The sequence below is a fragment of the uncultured Cyclobacterium sp. genome (assembly GCF_963977555.1).
Classification (GTDB): domain Bacteria; phylum Bacteroidota; class Bacteroidia; order Cytophagales; family Cyclobacteriaceae; genus Cyclobacterium.
In genome coordinates this window covers 126,638-146,971 of the sequence record NZ_CAXBPD010000009.1, presented here as the reverse complement: position 1 = coordinate 146,971, position 20,334 = coordinate 126,638, and the positions used below count along the sequence as shown (strand labels likewise).

Genomic DNA, 20,334 nt, shown 5'->3' with positions numbered 1-20,334 from the left:
TTTTAAAAAAAAAGTTAAAATTTTATACATTTTAATCAAAATATCATAAACAATATAAGGATAGATTGATTGTTTTACATCCTTAAAATTGAATAAAGGAATGATTATTGATTTACTGAAAACCTTATTGTATAACTAAAAGAATTAAAAATTAACTTATGCCATTACAACGCAGCCTTGCTTTAACAATTTTACTCTTACTATTAGGGGTAGCAGTAACAGCACAATCAGATACTTCAGTTTATAACCTGACTATTAAACAGGAGCTAGTGAATAAGGCTGGAAAGGAAACCATGGGAATGACGGTCAATGGTGATATTCCCGGACCTAACCTCAGGTTTAAGGAAGGTGGTTATGCCGTGATTTATGTGAAAAATGAAATGGATGTGGAAACATCCGTTCACTGGCATGGTCTGTTATTGCCTAACTTTTATGATGGGGTACCCTATTTAACTACTCCGCCTATAGAACCTGGTGAAACTCAAAAATATGAGTTTCCACTAATACAATCTGGCACTTACTGGTACCATAGCCACACTATGCTACAGGAGCAAAGTGGCGTGTATGGTTCCATTATTATAGATCCCATTGAGGAAACCATAGAATTTGATAAAGAATTAGTCATGGTGCTCTCCGATTGGACCAATCAAAAGCCAATGAACGTATTGAGAAACCTCAAACGAGGCAATGAATGGTACAATATTAAAAAAGGGACTGCTACCCCATTAAATCAGGTCATTGCAAGAGGAGGTTTTGGGGCTCAGCTCAATTTCTGGAAGCAACGTATGGAAAGTGCCGATATAGCAGATATATATTACCCTGCTTTTCTGAACAATGGGCAGGAAGTTCAGGAATACCCTCAATTTGAGCCAGGAGAAAAGGTGCGTTTACGCATCATCAATGGTGCGGCCTCTTCTCAATTTTGGATGACTTTTGGAGGGGAAGATCCACTTTTAGTCGCTGCTGATGGACTCAACGTAGTGCCGGTAAAGCGTAATAAAACCTTCATCGGTATAGCAGAAACATATGATTTTATCGTCACTATTCCCCAAACAGGAAAAATCGAATTCAGGGCTACTGCTCAGGATGGATCCGGATATACTTCAGCTTTCTTAGGAAAGGGTGAGGTCATTGGTGCACCTGAGGTTCAAAGACCAGACAAAATTGGAATGATGAAACAAATGGCACAGATGGACATGCGTATGGGCGCTCCCGCTATGAAATTTAATCCTGCTGAAGAGGAACCTCATGAATTAATGAAAAACTGGGGAATGCAGATGAATGATGAAATGAATATGGAGGGAATCAAGCATATGGAGATGAACCATAATATGAAGAAAGGTGAAGAGAAAATGGGTTCTCATATGGAAGGCATGGATCATTCCCAAATGGGACATGCAAATGGCATGAACATGGACAAAGCTGCAGCCGAAGATCAAATGGAGGGTATGAATATGTTCTCCGAATATAATTATGATTATTTAAAAGCCCCTTCTAGTACCGTCATAGATGAGGACAAACCCGTAAGAGACATATTGCTCAACCTGACAGGTAACATGTGGCGGTACATTTGGAGCATGAACGGTGTCCCTCTGTCTGAGGCGGACATGATCAAGATTTCAAAAGGGGAAAAAGTGCGAATCACTTTCAATAACCTGACGATGATGCATCACCCTATGCACTTTCATGGTCATTTTTTTAGGGTTATCAACAAGCATGGTGAATACTCGCCCTTAAAACACACTGTAAATGTGCCTCCCATGCAGAAAACGGTAATTGAATTTGACGCTATTGAAGATAGTGATTGGTTTTTGCACTGCCATGTGCTTTATCACATGATTGGTGGTATGGCCAGGGCAGTGAGCTACGATACAGAGCGCGATCCACGTTTGGCAAAATACCCGGCCAAAATCTTATTTAAAGAAGGCAACCGCTTTTATAACTGGGGGATGGCTGATGTCGCTTCACACATGACTGAGCTGAACCTCGTATCCTCCAATATAAGAAACCAATTCAACCTGAATGCCGAGGTTGGTTACAATGAAAACATGGAGGCTGAATTTACCTATGAACGATATTTATATGATTACTTCCGGGTATTTGCCGGGGTGAACCTGGAAAATGAAACAAAGAATAGCCTGGATGAAATTTCAGCAACCGCTATTGCGGGTATTCGGTTCTTTACACCTTATATGTTCAACCTGGATGTAAGGATGGATAATAAATTAAGGCCTGAAATCCGAGTAAGCCGGGAGATCATGATTTTTCCACGTACAGCCATTTTTGGTAATTATGAATATCAGGCCGATTTCGGCTGGGTAAATACTTTGACGGAAGAAGGTACCAATGAGCCGATTGACTACAAAGGAGAAACAACATGGTCTGCCGGCGTGGAATATTTTCTATCCAGAAATTTCTCACTTATGGGTAGTTATGACAATCGCTTTGGTGCTGGTGGAGGCTTATCTATGAGATTTTGATCAATCTATTTAATTTTAAACCAATTAAACTATATAAACTTAAAAAGATGGAAAATAACCAAAAACACAGCAACAATTATATTAAATTTTTTGCGATGATTGCCACATCAATGTTGGCGATGTTCTTTTTAATGTACACCCATTCTTACCAAATTATTGATCATTTCTGGTTTAGCGAAACAAGGCTTTTTATGACCCTGATAATGGCTGGAGCTATGATCATCATAATGCTCCTGTATATGTTGAATATGTATCAAAACCGAGGGGCAAACATCGCAATAATCGGGTTGGGTATTGTATTTATTGTCGGTGGTATAGGATTGGTAAGAAGTCAGGTCACCGTCACTGGGGTAGACTATATGGAAGGTATGATTCCACATCATTCAATTGCAATTTTGACAAGTGAGCGCGCGCAAATAAAGGATGTACGGGTAAGGAAACTCGCTAACGAAATTATTAAAGCCCAACGTAGGGAAATTATGGAAATGCAATGGTTGATCAACGACATCAGAGAAAATGGTGTGGTGGAGACAGAAGAGGAAAAGAAAAACAGACCCTTACCTGAGTTTGAAGGTAAGTTAGATGAAGAAACACGAAACATTAATGACTAGCTAGCTGATCTAAAGGTTGGAAGGTAGCAATTGATCGTCTCAAAGCGATAGACAACGTTTTAAGGGAGTAGCTAAACAGTTATGTAACAATTGTTACATCATTTTACGATTTAAATCACTACAATCCCATTGGATAGAAAACTAAAAAATTGAAAGATGAAATACTATCACGAAAAAACATTGAAAGACGCAAGCTTCGAGGAAGCGATCCAAAAAGTAACGGACGCCCTGAAAGAAGAAGGGTTCGGAATCCTTACCGAGATCGATGTAAAAGAAACCCTGAAGAAAAAGCTGGATAAAGATTTTCGGCCTTACAAGATTCTGGGTGCATGCAATCCGCCTTTCGCTCATATAGCATTATTAGCTGAAGATAAAATTGGAGCGATGCTGCCCTGCAATGTAATTGTACAGCAAGTTAATAATGGCGTTGAAGTCGCGGCAGTGGACCCGGTAGCCTCCATGCAGGCGGTAGAAAACGAGGGTCTCTCTGAAATAGCCAAGGAAATTCAAGCCAGGTTGAAGTAAGTCATTGAAAGTCTATAACCCCCTGTCATGAGCGATAAAAATAAAATAGCTGAGGAAAATTATAAGGAAAGCATGCATACGCCCTACGCTTTAAGCAGAAGGTACGGCTCGCTAACCTTTGAAGTTGCCGTGCAAAATGTAAGAGATGCATTGAATCAGATGGAGCTTAAGGTTGTCAATCACTTTAATCTTCATGATCATATTCAGGAAAATCTAGGAAAAGAAATAAATCGATACACAATATTGGGTGCTTGCAATGCCGAACTCGCCTTGGAAGCATTATCTACCGAAAATAAGGCTGGAATAATGCTACCGTGCAATGTTATTGTGCAGGAAATGGACAATGAAGGAATTATAGAGGTGTCAGTGGCAGATCCAACCGTGACTTTTTCATTGGCTAAAAATGAAAAGCTTACCACGATGGGTACCAAGGCCAAGGAAAGGCTGCATCAAATATTAGATCACATAGAAAAATCAAATGTCAAATTATGAAAAAGCCAAACATAATAATCATCAATTATTTTTACTCTTTTAATAATGGTAGCTCTTAGCAGTTCCTGTAGAAATCATAGTCAAAATGCGGATCAGAATCATGGCGACATGATGAATGATGAACAAACTGAAACGATGGAAGCTGATAATGATCACATGCATGAGGATGGGCAGTCTGACGAACACATGATGAGCGATACCACTTCGATGGACATGAACGAAGAAATGGGACAATATTGCAGGCTCAGGTACAATCCATCCCAGATTAAAAATAAATTATAGACCATTAAACAATAAAAATTATGAATACTAAAATATTAGCCATTGCTACCCTGCTCTTATTTTCATTAAGCTCCGCTTTGCAAGCGCAAAACGTAGAGAAAATGATGAAAAAGGAAAACAAGCAGGAAGAGGTCTTTGCTGCCATCATGAATGATGAGCAGATGATGAACAAATTTATGCATAAACTCTCCGGCAACCCTGAAGCGATGAAGGCCATGCATCAGCAAATGATGCAAAATCAGGAGCACCGAAAGATGATGATGAAAGATATGATGGGCAATAAGGAGGAAGGCCGGATGATGATGCAACAGATGATGGCTGACAAAGAAAAGAAGCAGATGATGATGGAAAAAATGATGGGTGACAAGGAGGCTAAAAAGCAAATGATGGAACAGATGATGGAAGACCAGTCCATGAAAAAGATGATGATGAAGGAAATGATGGAAAAGCATCACGACCAGATGATGGAGAAAATGACGGATAACCCGGACATGATGAAGAAGATGATGCAAAAGATGCACGACAAAGGTATTATGGATAAGAATTCAATGATGAAAGGGCATGAAATGATGGATAAAAAGAAAAAAGGAAAATCTGATAATCCTAATCAATAGGGTTTTATATCTATTTCAATCGGGAAGCCTGTCATTCACTCAGGTTTCCCTGTATTACTTACACTTAAAACACACAAATTATGATGTACGGATGGATCATCGGGACAATACTCGTGGTAGTTTTAATTGTGGCGCTGGGCAAAGGTGGCATATTTCAAAGGAATACTGGCACTACTGATGACGGTAACACTAATAATAATTCAGCGATGGAGACACTCAAAAACCGCTATGCCAAAGGAGAAATTGACAAAGCGGAGTTTGAAGAAAGAAAAACAGAACTGGAAAAATAAGTGCCTGGCATGAAATGATGAACAGCAATAAACCATAGTCATGTTCTGAATAGAATTAATTAATAAAAGCATTAAGAGAAAAATGGACATAACAGAAATAAGAACTCCTAAAAGGTCAAAAAATCATATGATTCCCAATAAGATAGGTACGGAACCTGATTTAGTAGAAGTTGATACTACATGGTGCAGTATTCAGCCAATGCAGGTTGCCCAGGGTGTGCTTACCGTTGGGGAACTGGAAGTACATCATCACCAAAAAAAGGATCTGCCCGTTATTGATGTCCGAAAACCGGATACTACCGGTGCGGTGAGCATTTCGGGTTCAAAATACATTCCTTATGACGAGTTAGTGGAAAGAATGGATGAGTTAGATGAAAATAATCCCACTATATTTTTTTGTAATGGTCCGCAATGCCCACAATCATCGATAGCCATAAAGAACCTTTTAAGCGCAGGTTATCCAGCTAACAAGATTTTGTACTACAGAGGAGGAATGCATGACTGGATTACTTTAGGGTTGCCTGTACAAGGAAGCCTTCAAGGAAAGTGATACTCATGAAAAGATTTTTATTTCTATAATGGGTAAATATAAGAATAACAGCCTATCACTCACAGGCGCTATCTCGCTTGGAACTGGGGTTATGATTGGAGCAGCCATTTTTGCCTTATTGGGGCAGGTGGCGGAACTCTCCGGTGCATTGTTCCCCTTCATATTTTTGGTAGGCGCAATTATTTCGGGTTTAAGTGCTTATGGGTATATTAAATTGTCAAACGCCTATCCCTCAGCTGGTGGAATCGCCATGTACCTCAATAAAGCCTATGGGAAAGGATTAACAACTGCATTTGCTGCTCTTTTAATGGCATTTGCAATGATTATCAACCAAAGCTTGGTAGCTAGAACTTTCGGTTCTTACACACTTCAGTTATTTGATGTGGGTAAAAATAGCCTATGGATCCCTACCTTAGGGGTTTCCTTGTTAGTGATTGTATTTATTATCAATATATTAGGTAATAAAGTAGTCGATAGGGTCTCCTTCATTCTGGCCATTGTTAAAATTGGTGGTATCGTTATTTTTGCTGTTGGGGGATTATGGGTAGCAGGCTTTTCACTCTCAGAAGCTGTACCAAAAGGTGTTTCAAACGATTATTCAACGATTAACTACTTAGGTGCATTGGCCTTAGCCATTCTTGCCTATGCAGGTTTTACCACCATTACCAATAGTGGAGAAGAAATTGTAAAACCCCACAAAAATGTAGGTAGGGCCATAGTGATTTCACTCATAATTTGCACAGTGGTTTATTTGTTGGTAGCCTTTGCAGTATCCATAAACCTTTCGGTTCCTAAAATAATTGAGGCGAAAGATTACTCTTTGGCGGAAGCATCAAAACCTGCATTTGGAAAGTATGGCTTGTGGTTTACCGTGGGGATTGCCATTATCGCTATTTCCAGGATGACAGCAATGTTAACAAGCATGAAACTGATTCCTCATCGTCACTTTGGGATGCCTGGTAACGTCCAGCAACACATGTTGGTTTATACTGTGGTAATAGCTATCGTGCTCACTATCTTTTTTGATCTGAGTCGTATTGCCTCTTTAGGGGCAATTTTGTACCTGATTATGGATGTAATTATTCAATGGGGCGTATTTAAACACTTAAGGAAAGAAATTAAAGCAAATGGAGCCATTCTTTTAACAACAATAGTCTTGGACTTTGTGGTGTTAAGTGCTTTTTTATGGAACAAAGGTAATACCGATTTATTTTTAATTGCTGTAGCTGTGATTTTCCTACTTTTAGTTTTCTTTTATGAGAAATGGCTTTTAAAAACGAATAGCAATAATAGAGAAAATTGATAATTTGACCCATGAGAAAATATTTTATTCCTACAACTATTATCTTCCTGCTGATTATCGTCCTGTTAATCATTTGGAAGCCCTATCATTGGTGGCTCGCACTTTTAATTGTTCCCCTTATTATTTTGGGTACTATTGATTTTTTTCAAAGGGGCGATACCATTCGAAGAACTTATCCATTGTTCGGAAGACTATCTAATTTCCTCGAAAAACAAAGACATGTATTGCAGGAAGTACTGCTTCTAAATAGAACTGAAGGAAAACCCTTTAATTGGATTCAGAAGGAAATAGTTTACAAGCGTGCATCCAATGAATTGATAAGTCAACCTTTTGGTACACAAAGTTCATATAAGAGATTTGGGCGAGAGTGGATGCTTCATGCACAATATCCAGAACAAAATGTTGAAGAGAATTTTAGAATAAATGTAGGCAGTTCACTGTGTAAAAAACCTTATCTATGCAGTATTCTAAACATAGGAGGGATGAGCTTTGGCTCCATAAGCAAGAACGCAACGCTTGCCTTAAATGGTGGGGCAAAGATTGGTGGTTTCGCTCAAAACACTGGAGAGGGAGGCCTAACAGCCTATCATAACGAATATGGGGCAGACCTCATCTTCCAGTTTGGTACTGGTTATTTTGGCTGCCGGGGTGAAAATGGAGATTTTGAAGATTTAAAGTTTGAACAGATTTGTCAAAATGAATTTGTTAAAATGATTGAAGTAAAAATCTCACAGGGTGCTAAGCCCGGTTTCGGTGCAATTTTACCAGCAAAAAAGAATACTGATGAGATAGCTAAATACCGGGGAATTAAAGCACATACAGAAATTCATTCTCCTGCCTACCATAGTTCTTTTTCAACAAACGATGAGTTAATTAGCTTTTTGGATAAACTCCGCCAATTATCTAAGGGAAAACCTGTAGGAATTAAGCTCTGCATAGGAAGAGAATCTGATTTCAATTCTATGATAGAAGCCTTTTCTTATCAAAATAAATTTCCTGATTTTATTTCTATAGATGGAGGGGAGGGGGGATCAGGAGCAGCAAATGTGGACTCATTACATTGGGTTGGTTCCCCGTTAGATGGAGCCCTTCATTTGGCGAACCAAACATTGATTAGGTATGGTCTAAGAAAAGAAATAAAATTATTTGCCAGTGGGAAGATTATTTCATCATTTGATATATTTAAAGTTTTGGCACTAGGTGCGGATGCTTGCTACAGTGCAAGAGGAATGATGTTCGCCCTTGGATGTGTACAGTCATTGAAGTGTAATCTCAATACCTGCCCTACGGGTATCACTACAATGAAGGCTGATCGTGTTGCTTCACTCGTAATCAGTGATAAAAAGCAAAAAGTGGCAAATTATCATAAAAATACAATTAATGGATTGAAGGAATTATTGGGAGCCTCAGGAATCAAAAATATAAAACAAATTTCCAAAGCTATGATTGCTAGGAAGGTGAATTAGCGAGAAACGGTTTTGTTAAGCAAATTATATCCTTTTGATAGTGATATTTTACATAAAAAGTTATAAACGCAACTTTTGAAACTAATGGGAACATTCCTTAACTATTTGTTTAACTAAAATTTAGAATTAAACGAAGATGAATATAATTATACTGTTTTTTGCAATATTGCTTCTATTAATAATTATATGGGATTTTTTCATTACAGTTCTATCCATAAGTGGAGCAGGTTTTGTTTCATCGATGATATCAGCCCTAATATCGACAGTATTTCTAAAATTAAGCCGTTTGCTGAAGAATAGGGAAGTGCTTAATTATTCTGGGGTTTCGGTAATTCTCTCTCTTATTATATGGTGGATTGGTGGGTTGTGGCTTGGTTTTTTTTTACTTCTTGTAAGCGATAGCGATTCAGTTGTAAACACTTCTACTCATGAAATGGCTTCTATTTCAGATAAATTTTACTACAGTGGGTACGTACTTTCTACTATGGGCAATGGAGACTTTAAGCCTGGTTCGTCTACTTGGCAAATAGTTATTGCATTCTTTCCTTTTTCCGGATTTATTTTTATCACCACTGCTATGACCTATCTTATCTCTGTGTCTTCTGCTGTTATTTTTAAAAGGTCACTTGCACATTCTATTACCGACATAATGGGGCTTGATAATTATGATGAAAGGATAAACTGCTTATATGAAAACACAGATAACATAAGAAATAGGATCAACCAACATAATCAGAATCATTTGGCCTACCCTGTGGTGCATTACTTTTATAGTTTAGATAAAAAAGCTTCTTTTTCGGTTGGCTTGTGGGAGCTAAATGCAATGCTTACCTCCCTTCAAAATGATCCTACTCAACCATTAAATAAACTGAAACCTCTCAATCAGGCTATTGATAATTATTTAAGTTCAATGGGGGAGGCATTTATTCCTAAAGTTCAAAGCAATAGTGAAAATGAAGGAGAAGATTCGGTAAAGAAACGTAGAAAACAACTTCAGAATTTATTAAAAAGTGATGGTTGGCATCTTAATCAAATAGAAATGTATTGAAAATTACAGCTTTCTTCTCAAATTGTCCTTTTAAAGGGGCCTAGACCAGTAGTATAAAAGAGGGTAATTTAAATGGATTGAGAGTGGATCAAGGAGCTTATATTGAAGAAATTTTAAGATGGGCAAGTGAATCCAAATAAATGCCAGGTAGTCGTAGATAGGTAGTAATATTATACATTTTAAATGGGATTTTGTAAAGGGCTTACTTATAAAAAAGGGTATATTTATAAGTAAATAAAATACAACAGATATGAAGAAGTTTTGGACCATAATATTTTTAACTTTTACGCTTTTTACAGTTTTGGCCCATGATGGCGAGCAGCATGAGGAAAATGCTCATCAAGACACCATCAACGCTGAAAGGCTAGTAAACGATTCACATTCTATAGATACACCAGAGGAGAAGACTATCCTAAATGAGGAAAAAAAACTAACTGCGAGTTTGAATGATTTCCCAAATCTGCATCCGCTCATGGTTCATTTTCCTATAGTATTATTATTAATTGGTGCTATTTTGGCCTTTGTGAATGTTTTTTTTCTAAAAATAGAAATAGATTGGGTAATCACCGGGCTTGTTTTTTTTGGTGCACTGGGAGCCTATCTTTCGGGAAGAACTTTTCACCCACATACCCATGATTTAACCTTGCATGCCAAGCAAGTGCTCGCACAGCATGATTTATGGGCCGATTGGACCATATACTTAAGTATAATTGGTTTTGTGACACAAATCATCAGTCAGTTTATCTTCAAACAAAAACGCTGGGCCGTTGTAGTGGTTGCCTTTTTTCTTATTGTATCTGGCTATTCTGTGTCACGTGCAGGTCATTATGGGGCTCAATTGGTACATATAGAAGCGGTAGGACCCCAAGGCAATTTCCTTGATTTAGAAGAAAGTCATAGTCATTGAAGGATAATGCTTCGAAACAGTGACAATAATCATGTTTTTACATAATTTTCATCTTTTGATTTATACCTGATTTTCACGATCTTTATGCTATAATTATTTAATGCCCAACGGTTTTGATAAAGAAATTGCATAATATAAAACAAATTGTGATAACCCTGCTTCTTGCTGGGTTTATAAGTGTGTTTGTTTGCGATGCCCTTTGTGATTTTGGATTAATTTCTTGGGGAAATTACCCTACTTTTGTTAAAGAAGCGGATCATCATTCTATAAAAGACCAGGAGCATGAGCAATATGATGTGGCTAATGATCATCATCACGAAGATAGTCAGCCAGATGATGGTAGCGAGGAAGACGAGTGCTGTGACGAAGAAGTGAAAAACCTATATGCTTCGTTGATCAAATATGAGATAAGAGAACTGCCTGTGGAGACTCCTGTCTTTCACATGTTTTATCAGGTTTTTGCAATAAATTTTAAAGAAAAAACCTTTAATCAACAATTACTTCCATTTTTATTTACGAATCTGCCCCCACCTTTAAGTGGTATCCATATTCGTATTTTTATTCAATCCTTCCTCAATTAGCATTCATCTGTTAAGTAGGTGGTGAAGTCTGCGTTATCCTGTTTCGGAAACTTTGCCGTCATTTTTAAATTTATTCAATTATTCTTAACCGTTTTTTCTATGCAGAGCAAAGTATTTTCGGCCTTAAGTTATCGTTAAAAACATTCATTTGTGAATGAAAAATATAATTTTGACCGGTTATAGACTTTCGCGATCACTGGATTCTATTCAGAATTAGAAAAAGATTAACTCGAATTATGCAATCGTATTCGTAATAGCCTTCCTAGTATTGAATGGAGCGGCATTGCAATCACAGGAAAACAGCAAGGAATTTGTTGATTTAATGTGATTTAAGCACGAGTAATATTGGCGATTGCATATTTTCAGTTTAACCCATTGAACAGATGAAAACATTAATTCTTAATATAAAAAATATGGTATGCCCAAGATGTATTTTGGTTGTACAAAATGAATTAGAGGAACTTGGAGCATTAATTTCAACGATACGGCTTGGGTATGTTGCTATCCAAGTGCCAGATAATCTTAGCAAGGAAAAAATAGCCAGCAGATTAAATTCGTATGGATTTGAACTTCTTGAAGACAAAGAAGAAGTCCTGATGGAACAGATTAAGCTTGGAATTCAACACTATATAGAAATCCTTGAAAAATCTACCAAAGAGGTGATGTTGTCTGATTTTCTGGCACACGAAATAGGTAAAAACTACAATTTTCTTAGCAAGCTTTTTTCAAAAATTGAGGGGCTTACGATAGAGACCTACTACATAAACAAAAGAGTGGACAGGGTGAAAGAACTGATAAAGTATGATGAACTGAACTTAAGTGAGATTGCTGTTAAGCTCGGATACAGTTCCGTCCATTACCTATCCAGTCAATTCAAGCGTGTTACCGGTCTTTCTGTATCTGATTATAAAGAAGTAATGAAAAACGAGAACCGGTACTACAAGAACTTATCTGAAGCACTGGGCGACTTAAGAGAAAAAGGCTACACCTATAATTTCAACAGGAAGGAAGATTGCCTGGAATGTAAGGATCTGTGTGCCAGCTTTCAAATTGAGGAATTGAATATTTCAGAGTTCTACCGGTTTGATGAAAATGAAGATGCAGCAGGTAAGTCTGTTATTTATGGGATCGAAACAAAAGATGGTTTGAAAGGACTACTCATTGACAATAGTAACCTTCAAAACAAGGCACTATTCAGGAGACTTTCTGACAAGTTGAGAGATGGGTCTGGTGAAAAAATGGGTTGAAAATGATAACCTTACTCTCATACAATAAAGACAAGATTTCGAAAAAAGATCATGCATTAATCCACTTATTTTTGATAAAGACTGAATAAAAAGAAAAGCTATGAATCAAACCAATTTTAACATTTCGGTCATAAAGGGGAAATGACTCTTTTACAAGGAATATACTTTACACATTGGCTATTATATGTATGATTTTCTTTAGCGTAAATATGGCAAAAGCTCAGGATTTATATCATACAGCTAATGGCCGTGTGTTGCTGATTGTTCCAGTTGGTGACTCTGTAATCAACCTGCATTCTCAAGAACTATTGCAGAACTGGGTTACAAAGAGGCTTGTTTTAAAATGACCCTTCCCGCCAATTCTTTGTATTCCGGTGTAGATTCTCTGGACGCGTCATTTCCTCTATGGAGGATGCTAAAATTATATTGGCGGGGCAGCTGAACATCACAAAAAGTGGTGAAGGTGAAGATAAGATAGATACAGGCAAGCATTCACCTAAAACTTTTGAGTTTAGGGCAACCCTTAACTATAAAACGTCAGATCTGCCAATAAGTGGAATAGGTTCCCTGGAACATATTGAAGGAGGGTCACACCTCAAATGTGTGCTTGGGTTAACATTTGAGGTTAGTGCAGAATTTCTTCAAAACAGGCTTTCGGAAAGCAAAAATATTAAAGTACATATTCACCAGTTGGTATTAGATCTAACACTATAATTTATTAAGATTTTTCATGGAGTATTATCACAGTAAACTTGTTAAAAACAGTTCTTTTCAGGATGTAGTAGATCATGTGGTTAAAGAATTGGGCAGAGAGGGTTTTGGAGTATTAACCGAGATCGATGTTCAGGAAACTATGAAACACAAACTTAACATTGATTTTAATACCTACAAGATATTAGGGACATGTAATCCCGAGTACGCATTTAAAGCATTAAAGGCCGAAGATAAAATAGGCACCATGTTACCCTGTAATGTGTTTGTGCAGGATCTTATGGATGGTCATATCGAGGTGTCAGTTGTAGACCCGATAAGCTCTATGCAGGCAATTGCCAATGAAGAACTTGAAATAGTGGCTTTGAATACTCGCCAGAAATTACTCGATGTCTTACAAAATGTATAGGTCATGTTAACCTTAAGAAAAGCAATATTATATACTTTGGCGTGGTTTACAATGATCATAAATACCTCCTGCTCGGTGGGTCATCATCACCAGACATCTAAGAAACATGCTGATCCTGTTTGTGAGAATAGCGTTGACGTAAATGCAGCACTTCTGTATTCAAATAATGATGAGATGTATTACTTCAACAGTGAAGAATGTCTCCAGGTATTTAAGAAGAATCCTGAAAAATTCAGTATGGCTCTAGGGGGCAGACCCGGACTTTTTCGTGGTAAATGAAGGGTTCCTGTAATGGCCGGATTGAGGGTAGTAGGTATGGGTACAGTTATGATCCTGGGTGATTATAACCACTAAGCTATTGATGTTTTGATAGCAGAATATCATACATCAAAGTCAAGATTTCAAAAAAAGAGAGCGGGGCAATATGCTAAATTTGAATAAGTGCAAGTCCTTAGTGGCTTGATACTGTAATTTTAAAAGTTAATAAAATTTAAAAATAAATATTATGCATTGGTTTGAAGGACATTATGGCGGTATGCACATCATCTGGTGGGTGATTTGGGTGATTTTTATCGTTTGGATTTTTGCAACGCCCTGGGAAATACCAGGGCAAAAAACGAAAAAGGAAACTCCATTGGATCTTTTGAAAAAGAGGTACGCTAAAGGAGAAATCAGTAAAGAAGAATATGAAGACATAAAAAAGACCTTGTTAAAATGAAGGAAATAAAAGCTTTCGTCAGGCCGAATCGATTACCTGATATTGTAAATCATTTGCGTCAAGAAGGAATTTGTTGCCTAACCGTCTTTGAAGGAGAGGGAACAGGGCACTACACGGATGAGCGCAAGGATTTTCCGTCTTTGAGGCACCCATTTTCACATGCTAAAATAGCAAAACTGGAAGTTGTTTTACCAGATAAGGAAGTGAAGACAGCACTAGAGATTATACATCAAAATGGAAAAACAGCCCACTCAGGGGACGGCATTATTTATATCACAGAGGTTAGTGAGGTGGTCAAAGTAAAATCATTAGAACCCGACTTGGAGAACAGAGACTTATGAAAAATATTTTAGTACCTACCGACTTTTCAGAAACAGCTAATCGAGCGGCAGATATTGCCATTGCCATAGCAGAAAAATCAGGTGCGGAAATTCATTTTTTGCACCTACAAATCACGCCTGTGCCGTGGGTTAAACTTGATAAGGAGAAGGAGCAGCGATTTCCCGAAACATTAAAGGAAATCGGGCATGCGAAGAGCGAGCTTAATAAGCTGGTAAATAAAGTGGAAACCAAAGGTTTGAAGGGCAAACAGTTTCTCGTATTTGATGTGGGTAGAGAGGAAATTCTCAAACATATCCCATTCCACCATCATGATTTTGTCGTCATGGGTTCGCATGGTGCATCGGGTGCAAAAGAAATGTTTATCGGATCGAATGCGCAAAAGGTACTAAGAGATGCTACTGTACCCGTTTTGATCATCAAAGAAAAGTCTAAGTGGCCCGTTAACAATGTGGTTTTTGCATCCAATTTTGAAGAAGATGTCAAAGAACCTTTCAAGACAGTGGTGAAGTTCGCTGATCTCAACGAATCCAATATGCATCTTCTTTATGTCAATGTGCCGTTTTCATTTGAGGAGACGGACAGGAGCCTTGAGAAAATGCATGCTTTTCATGAAACCTGTCCTCGCGGAGGAACCTGCACCACCAACATCTACAATTCGCTAAATGAAGAACGCGGCATTCTAAAGTTTTCCGAATCTGTAAATGCTGACCTTATTGCATTAACTACACATGGGAGGACCGGCTTTTTTAACCTGATAGGAAAGAGCATTACCGAAAACCTGGCAAACCATGCCGATATACCTATACTAAGTATTAACCTTAACCGATAACGATATGAAAAATATGTTAAAAACAGTGGTGACACTCACTTTACTGATAGCGGCTTTATCTGCCTGTCAGCAACAGGACGTAAGCACAATGTTAGAGAATGATGACACCCGAAATGAAATATTTAATACCATCATTTCCGATCATGAATACGCTGAACAATTGATGACCAAAATGATGGAGGATGATCATACCCAAATGATGATGAAAGGCAATGAGCAGATGATGAATGCGATGATGTAGGACAATGATCAAATGACGACTATGATGAAAGATAAGCCTGATATGATGCATAGTATGATGACCAAAATGATGAACATGGCTGACTCGGATTCGTCCATGTGTGCCCACATGATGACCACGATGAAAGGTAAACCCAATATGATGGGACAGATGATGGACATGATGCACAAAGAAGGCATGATGGACAAAGAAACAATGATGAGAAATAAAAAAAATATGGGAGTAGATATTCATCCTGGTCACCACTAAAAAACTAAACTATGAGAAATAATCATATGATATGGATGCTGGTTGGATGCCTGGGCATCTTCCTGCTGCTCTTCTTATTGCCGGTTTTCGGCTTTAATGGAACTAACTCGCTATTTATTTTCATCATTGTATTTTTTGTGGGCCACCTATTTATGTTGGGAAGTCATGGAGACCATTCTGGACATGACGGAAGCCAGCAAAATCAATCCAAAAACGAAAACGATCATGCAACACATCAACATTAAAAAATTCGCATTGGCTTGGGGGGTAGCAGGTGTGGTATTCTACTTGGGCTGTATTATACTGATGGCCACTGTAGGCCGTGAAGGTACCATCCTGTTTTTTAACAGTTTGCTCCACGGACTTGACACCAGCCCCATCATCAGAATGGACGTACCCTGGACCGAAGCACTCATCGGACTGGTAGAAATGTTCATACTGGGCTGGTTATTTGGCGCACTCATAGCTACGGTCTACAATATATCTTTTAATAAAAAATACCGATGATTTAGTAAGGATGATAGACTATGTATGGCTGATTTGGTCTTTGATCATTCTTGCAGTATGGGGAATGATCTTTTTATTTAGAAAAGATTATAGAAAGGTGATGCTCAAAATGAGCCTCATCACTATGCCTTTTGGCCTGACAGAACCATTATTTGTTCCTCAATATTGGAATCCTCCTTCACTTTTTGATTTAGCTAAAAGCACAGGTTTTGATATTGAAAGCCTGATCTTTTCGTTTGCGATTGGGGGCATAGGGTCAGTGCTATATCAGTTGGTTTTTAAAAAAGTAACCGTTGAAATGCACCCATCAGAACGCACGCATAGACGCCATCGGATGCATCGGTATATCTTGTTTGTTCCTCCGGTAGTATTTCTCATCCTGGCTTATTTCACCAGCTTAAACCATATTTATTGTGGCATTATAGCCATGTTTACCGGTGCAATTGCCACCTTATACTGTCGCCCTGATCTTAAAGGCAAGATATGGATCGGTGGTTTTCTATTTACCCTGTTGTACTTTATTTATTTCGGTAGCATCTTACCATTTTTCCCCGAGTATGTGAACCTCTACTGGAACCTGGATGCTTTGACGCATATACTCATATTGGGAGTACCCCTGGAAGAACTTCTATTTGCTTTCACCTTTGGCATGTATTTGTCAAGCCTGTTTGAGCATCTGTACTGGCAAAAATTGCAAGAACACCCTTTAAAAATGCATGTTTATGAATGAATATTGTAATACAGATGAGATGGTTTGCTTACCGGAAACCAATATGCCCCGGCTTGTCATTATTGGAGGAGGCTTTGCGGGACTTGCTCTTGCTAAGGCATTAAAGAGAAGTAGGATACAGGTTGTGCTGGTTGATAGACATAACTTTCATCAATTCCAGCCACTATTTTATCAGGTGGCTACCAGTGGCCTGGAGCCGGATAGCATCGTATTCCCATTTCGCAAACAAATCAGTGGTAATAAAAATACAATATTCAGGTACGCCACAGTTCAGCAAATAGAAGCAAAACAAAACCGGGTATTAACCAATAAAGGTATCATTGACTATGATTTCCTGGTTATAGCCACTGGGACTAAAACCAATTTTTTTGGCTTGACCGATATTGAAAAGTGGAGCTTGGGCATGAAAAGCATTCAGGATTCCCTGAATATTCGCCATACCATGATCCAGAACCTGGAGCAGGCAGCTATCACCTGTGATGAACATGAAAAAGACATTCTCACCAATTTTATTATAGTGGGTGGAGGCCCTGCCGGGGTTGAAATGGCAGGTGCCCTTGCAGAATTCAAGAAATATATATTACCGGGAGATTATCCGGAATACTCCTCCGAAATAATGGATATCTATCTGCTGGAGGCAGGTGATCAATTGCTGGCATCCATGTCTGACAAAGCTTCAGAAAAGGCACTGAAATATTTGACCCGGCTGGGCGTACAGGTTATGCTTGAGGAAGCAGTAGAACATTATGATGGATCGGCTGTCTCAACAAATTCAGGAAAGAAACTCTACGCTAGGAATCTGATCTGGACTGCCGGGGTAACAGGAGATTTTCCTGAAGGTATTGGAGAAGAAAGTATTGTTCGGGGAAACAGGCTTCAAGTGAATAACACCCTGCTGGTAAAAGGATACACCAATATTTTTGCCATTGGCGATATAGCTGCAGTAGTCAGCCAAAGAACACCCAAAGGCCATCCTCAGGTGGCACAGGTGGCCATCCAACAGGGTAAGTATCTGGGTGAAGTGATTAAGTACAGAATTGCGGGTAGAGAATATTCAAAACCATTTCGTTATCTGGATAAAGGGTCACTGGCCACTGTCGGTAAAAGAAGGGCGGTAGCCGATCTGGGTAAATTTCGGTTTGGTGGGTATATCGCCTGGTTGTTATGGTCGGTAGTACATCTTTTTTCCATTAGCGGTTTCCGAAATAAGCTGATGGTAGCACTGAACTGGGTGTGGAATTATTTCACCTATGACAAAGGCAATCGGCTAATCATCCAGGAGTACAAAAACAAGGACTTAGAAAAGGAGGAGTCCAAATGATTACCCGCCTAAACAACTCCTTAAATAATCTGGTAAACAACCAGTCAGCTTCCGGTATTGCGATTTTTCTAGCGGTACTGGCAGCCATGATCTGGGCCAATTCTCCCTTTCAAGGATCATATCAGGATTTTATTCACACCGAAATATCAATAGGTGTTGGTTCATTCTCCCTTTCCGAGACTTTACTACTTTGGGTAAATGATGGCTTAATGGCAATCTTCTTCCTACAGGTAGGCCTGGAGTTGAAAAGGGAAATTATAGGAGGAAAACTGTCTTCTTTCAGAAAAGCTATTTTGCCTATCGGAGCAGCTATTGGCGGCATGGTAGTTCCGGCAGCCATTTATCTTATTTTCAACTTCAATGCTGCTACCGAGCACGGCTGGGGTATCCCCATGGCTACAGACATTGCTTTTGCCATTGGAGTGCTTTCATTATTGGGAGATCGTGTACCGGCAGGGCTCAAAGTTTTTTTGGTAGCACTAGCCATAGTTGATGACCTTGGTGCCGTACTCATCATTGCTATTTTCTATACTTCCGGTATTTCTTATGTGGATTTACTTCACGGTGTACTGTTCATACTGCTATTGGTTGGCGGTAATTATATTGGCGTTCGTAAAGCCTGGTTTTATGCACTTATCGGGATTGGAGGTGTTTGGCTGGCATTTTTCTTCTCAGGAGTACATCCTACGATTGCAGGTATTCTCACTGCTTTTACGATTCCCGGCAGGGTCAAAATCAAGGAAGAGGATTACCTGAAAAACCTTCAAAAGCTTCATCTAAAATTTTTAGAAACAAAAGCCATCAAGGGCAATTTCATCTCGGAAGAACAACTTGGGATTTTGGAAGAAATCAAACAAAAATCAGATGACGCGGAAACTCCTTTGCAAAAGATAGAGCATCACCTGGCGCCCATAGTAGGGTTTTTCATTCTACCAATATTTGCCCTGGTCAATACCGGTATTCATATCCATGGGGATATAATTGAAATTTTGAGTCACCCGGTAAGCATGGGTATTACGTTTGGCCTTTTGGTAGGGAAATTTACCGGGATTTTAGGAGCCGGTTGGCTTTTAGTCAAGCTTGGGCTGGCAGAGTTGCAGCAAGAGGTTTCCTGGAGACACATTTCCGGAGTAGCCATGATAGCAGGCATTGGCTTTACCATGTCACTGTTTATCACGGAATTGGCCTTTCAAAAAGAGGAATATACATTCATTGCCAAACTGACCATTTTATTTGCTTCAGTACTTGCCGGTGTGATAGGTGTAATTATTCTTCGACAATCAGGAAAAGCAGCTCAGGTGATTAACTGACGATACATGATGACTTATAAAATAAACACGGGTAATTTCTTAAAACAACTGCTTAAACGAATGCGTCCGGCTCTTTTGTTGGTTGCGATAGTAGCGCTTGTGTACGTGTATCTTATGCAGTTTGTAGATCATGCACTAAGTTGGGTGCCTTATATTGTTATCTTTCTCACTTTTATTAAGAGCGGTTACTTTACATTTTTCACCTTCAGGCAGGTCAATAAGTCCATTAAACAATGTCATTCTTTCGGGCAACTTCTCTGGATTTTCGGGCTGCTGGTTATGCTCATTATTTTCTCCTATGCTGCAGACTTTACCTGTCTGGTCGCTGCCAATCCATCTTCTTTTAAGGGCTTTAAACCTTTTGAAAGCTTCAATTACTTCGAGTATTTATTCGAGACGTTTTATTTCAGCGTGGTAACATTTGCGGCCATCGGTTATGGTGACATTGTGCCAATAACTACCCCTGCCAAAATTTTAGTGATGATGGAGATCGGTCAGAGCTTTGTGCTGATCGTATTCGGACTGTCCAACATAAATAACATTCATACTACAATTAAAAATCAATAACAAG

General features: G+C 38.7%; 27 protein-coding genes. All 27 read left to right on the top strand.

What is annotated here, in order from left to right; all coding sequences use genetic code 11:
- Positions 1 to 158: 158 nt before the first annotated feature.
- The 27 genes from AAC073_RS13305 (at position 159) to AAC073_RS13175 (ending at position 20,330) form a co-directional block, all read left to right on the top strand.
- A complete protein-coding gene (locus AAC073_RS13305; RefSeq protein ID WP_339674977.1) occupies positions 159 to 2,480 on the top strand; it encodes a multicopper oxidase domain-containing protein in 2,322 nt (773 codons plus the stop codon).
- A 95-nt stretch (positions 2,481 to 2,575) separates the two neighbouring features.
- Positions 2,576 to 3,091 carry a DUF305 domain-containing protein gene (locus tag AAC073_RS13300; protein WP_339924280.1) on the top strand — a complete coding sequence of 172 codons (516 nt, stop codon included), beginning with the start codon at positions 2,576 to 2,578 and terminating at the stop codon, positions 3,089 to 3,091.
- A gap of 156 nt (positions 3,092 to 3,247) precedes the next feature.
- Positions 3,248 to 3,616, top strand: a complete 369-nt coding sequence (locus AAC073_RS13295) for a DUF302 domain-containing protein (protein WP_014022560.1) — start codon at positions 3,248 to 3,250, stop codon at positions 3,614 to 3,616.
- Between the two features lie 27 nt (positions 3,617 to 3,643).
- Entirely contained in the window at positions 3,644 to 4,108 is a 465-nt protein-coding gene (locus tag AAC073_RS13290) for a DUF302 domain-containing protein (RefSeq protein ID WP_339674973.1), read from the top strand.
- A gap of 45 nt (positions 4,109 to 4,153) precedes the next feature.
- Complete coding sequence (locus AAC073_RS13285) at positions 4,154 to 4,390, top strand: hypothetical protein (protein WP_014022558.1); 237 nt, start codon at positions 4,154 to 4,156, stop codon at positions 4,388 to 4,390.
- A gap of 20 nt (positions 4,391 to 4,410) precedes the next feature.
- Entirely contained in the window at positions 4,411 to 5,004 is a 594-nt protein-coding gene (locus tag AAC073_RS13280) for a hypothetical protein (RefSeq protein WP_014022557.1), read from the top strand.
- Positions 5,005 to 5,084: 80 nt separating this feature from the next.
- Positions 5,085 to 5,294 (top strand): SHOCT domain-containing protein, encoded by a 210-nt coding sequence (locus AAC073_RS13275; protein ID WP_014022556.1) that lies wholly within the window; start codon positions 5,085 to 5,087, stop codon positions 5,292 to 5,294.
- An 82-nt stretch (positions 5,295 to 5,376) separates the two neighbouring features.
- Positions 5,377 to 5,844: a rhodanese-like domain-containing protein gene (locus AAC073_RS13270; RefSeq protein WP_014022555.1), complete on the top strand. Its 468-nt coding sequence runs from the start codon at positions 5,377 to 5,379 to the stop codon at positions 5,842 to 5,844.
- A gap of 28 nt (positions 5,845 to 5,872) precedes the next feature.
- Positions 5,873 to 7,147, top strand: a complete 1,275-nt coding sequence (locus tag AAC073_RS13265) for an APC family permease (RefSeq protein WP_014022554.1) — start codon at positions 5,873 to 5,875, stop codon at positions 7,145 to 7,147.
- A gap of 11 nt (positions 7,148 to 7,158) precedes the next feature.
- On the top strand, positions 7,159 to 8,613 hold the full coding sequence (locus AAC073_RS13260) for an FMN-binding glutamate synthase family protein (RefSeq protein WP_339924279.1): 1,455 nt from the start codon (positions 7,159 to 7,161) through the stop codon (positions 8,611 to 8,613).
- Between the two features lie 136 nt (positions 8,614 to 8,749).
- Positions 8,750 to 9,661, top strand: a complete 912-nt coding sequence (locus tag AAC073_RS13255; RefSeq protein WP_014022552.1) for a potassium channel family protein — start codon at positions 8,750 to 8,752, stop codon at positions 9,659 to 9,661.
- 250 nt (positions 9,662 to 9,911) lie between these two features.
- A complete protein-coding gene (locus AAC073_RS13250) occupies positions 9,912 to 10,568 on the top strand; it encodes a membrane protein (RefSeq protein ID WP_014022551.1) in 657 nt (218 codons plus the stop codon).
- Between the two features lie 146 nt (positions 10,569 to 10,714).
- On the top strand, positions 10,715 to 11,149 hold the full coding sequence (locus AAC073_RS13245; protein WP_339714102.1) for a hypothetical protein: 435 nt from the start codon (positions 10,715 to 10,717) through the stop codon (positions 11,147 to 11,149).
- A 383-nt stretch (positions 11,150 to 11,532) separates the two neighbouring features.
- Entirely contained in the window at positions 11,533 to 12,396 is an 864-nt protein-coding gene (locus AAC073_RS13240; RefSeq protein WP_014022549.1) for an AraC family transcriptional regulator, read from the top strand.
- Between the two features lie 405 nt (positions 12,397 to 12,801).
- Entirely contained in the window at positions 12,802 to 13,110 is a 309-nt protein-coding gene (locus AAC073_RS13235) for a hypothetical protein (RefSeq protein WP_014022548.1), read from the top strand.
- 16 nt (positions 13,111 to 13,126) lie between these two features.
- Positions 13,127 to 13,516 (top strand): DUF302 domain-containing protein, encoded by a 390-nt coding sequence (locus AAC073_RS13230; RefSeq protein WP_014022547.1) that lies wholly within the window; start codon positions 13,127 to 13,129, stop codon positions 13,514 to 13,516.
- A 51-nt stretch (positions 13,517 to 13,567) separates the two neighbouring features.
- Complete coding sequence (locus AAC073_RS13225; RefSeq protein ID WP_157466845.1) at positions 13,568 to 13,795, top strand: YHS domain-containing protein; 228 nt, start codon at positions 13,568 to 13,570, stop codon at positions 13,793 to 13,795.
- Between the two features lie 226 nt (positions 13,796 to 14,021).
- Positions 14,022 to 14,234 (top strand): SHOCT domain-containing protein, encoded by a 213-nt coding sequence (locus AAC073_RS13220; protein WP_014022545.1) that lies wholly within the window; start codon positions 14,022 to 14,024, stop codon positions 14,232 to 14,234.
- Positions 14,231 to 14,575 carry a P-II family nitrogen regulator gene (locus AAC073_RS13215; protein WP_339924278.1) on the top strand — a complete coding sequence of 115 codons (345 nt, stop codon included), beginning with the start codon at positions 14,231 to 14,233 and terminating at the stop codon, positions 14,573 to 14,575. Before AAC073_RS13220 ends, AAC073_RS13215 begins: the two co-directional genes overlap by 4 nt.
- Positions 14,572 to 15,405 (top strand): universal stress protein, encoded by an 834-nt coding sequence (locus tag AAC073_RS13210; protein WP_014022543.1) that lies wholly within the window; start codon positions 14,572 to 14,574, stop codon positions 15,403 to 15,405. The genes AAC073_RS13215 and AAC073_RS13210 overlap by 4 nt, the downstream gene beginning before the upstream one ends.
- Positions 15,406 to 15,409: 4 nt before the next feature.
- Entirely contained in the window at positions 15,410 to 15,646 is a 237-nt protein-coding gene (locus tag AAC073_RS13205; protein WP_339924277.1) for a hypothetical protein, read from the top strand.
- 21 nt (positions 15,647 to 15,667) lie between these two features.
- The gene (locus AAC073_RS13200; RefSeq protein ID WP_339924276.1) at positions 15,668 to 15,895 is read left to right on the top strand and encodes a hypothetical protein; all 228 of its coding nucleotides are present in this window, start codon (positions 15,668 to 15,670) and stop codon (positions 15,893 to 15,895) included.
- Between the two features lie 165 nt (positions 15,896 to 16,060).
- Positions 16,061 to 16,402 carry a DUF5676 family membrane protein gene (locus AAC073_RS13195; RefSeq protein WP_244874476.1) on the top strand — a complete coding sequence of 114 codons (342 nt, stop codon included), beginning with the start codon at positions 16,061 to 16,063 and terminating at the stop codon, positions 16,400 to 16,402.
- 10 nt (positions 16,403 to 16,412) lie between these two features.
- Positions 16,413 to 17,132 carry a lycopene cyclase domain-containing protein gene (locus AAC073_RS13190; RefSeq protein WP_014022539.1) on the top strand — a complete coding sequence of 240 codons (720 nt, stop codon included), beginning with the start codon at positions 16,413 to 16,415 and terminating at the stop codon, positions 17,130 to 17,132.
- The gene (locus tag AAC073_RS13185; protein ID WP_014022538.1) at positions 17,125 to 18,453 is read left to right on the top strand and encodes an NAD(P)/FAD-dependent oxidoreductase; all 1,329 of its coding nucleotides are present in this window, start codon (positions 17,125 to 17,127) and stop codon (positions 18,451 to 18,453) included. Before AAC073_RS13190 ends, AAC073_RS13185 begins: the two co-directional genes overlap by 8 nt.
- A complete protein-coding gene (gene nhaA, locus AAC073_RS13180) occupies positions 18,450 to 19,763 on the top strand; it encodes a Na+/H+ antiporter NhaA (RefSeq protein ID WP_339924275.1) in 1,314 nt (437 codons plus the stop codon). Before AAC073_RS13185 ends, nhaA begins: the two co-directional genes overlap by 4 nt.
- A 6-nt stretch (positions 19,764 to 19,769) precedes the next feature.
- On the top strand, positions 19,770 to 20,330 hold the full coding sequence (locus tag AAC073_RS13175) for an ion channel (RefSeq protein ID WP_339924274.1): 561 nt from the start codon (positions 19,770 to 19,772) through the stop codon (positions 20,328 to 20,330).
- Positions 20,331 to 20,334 lie beyond the last annotated feature (4 nt).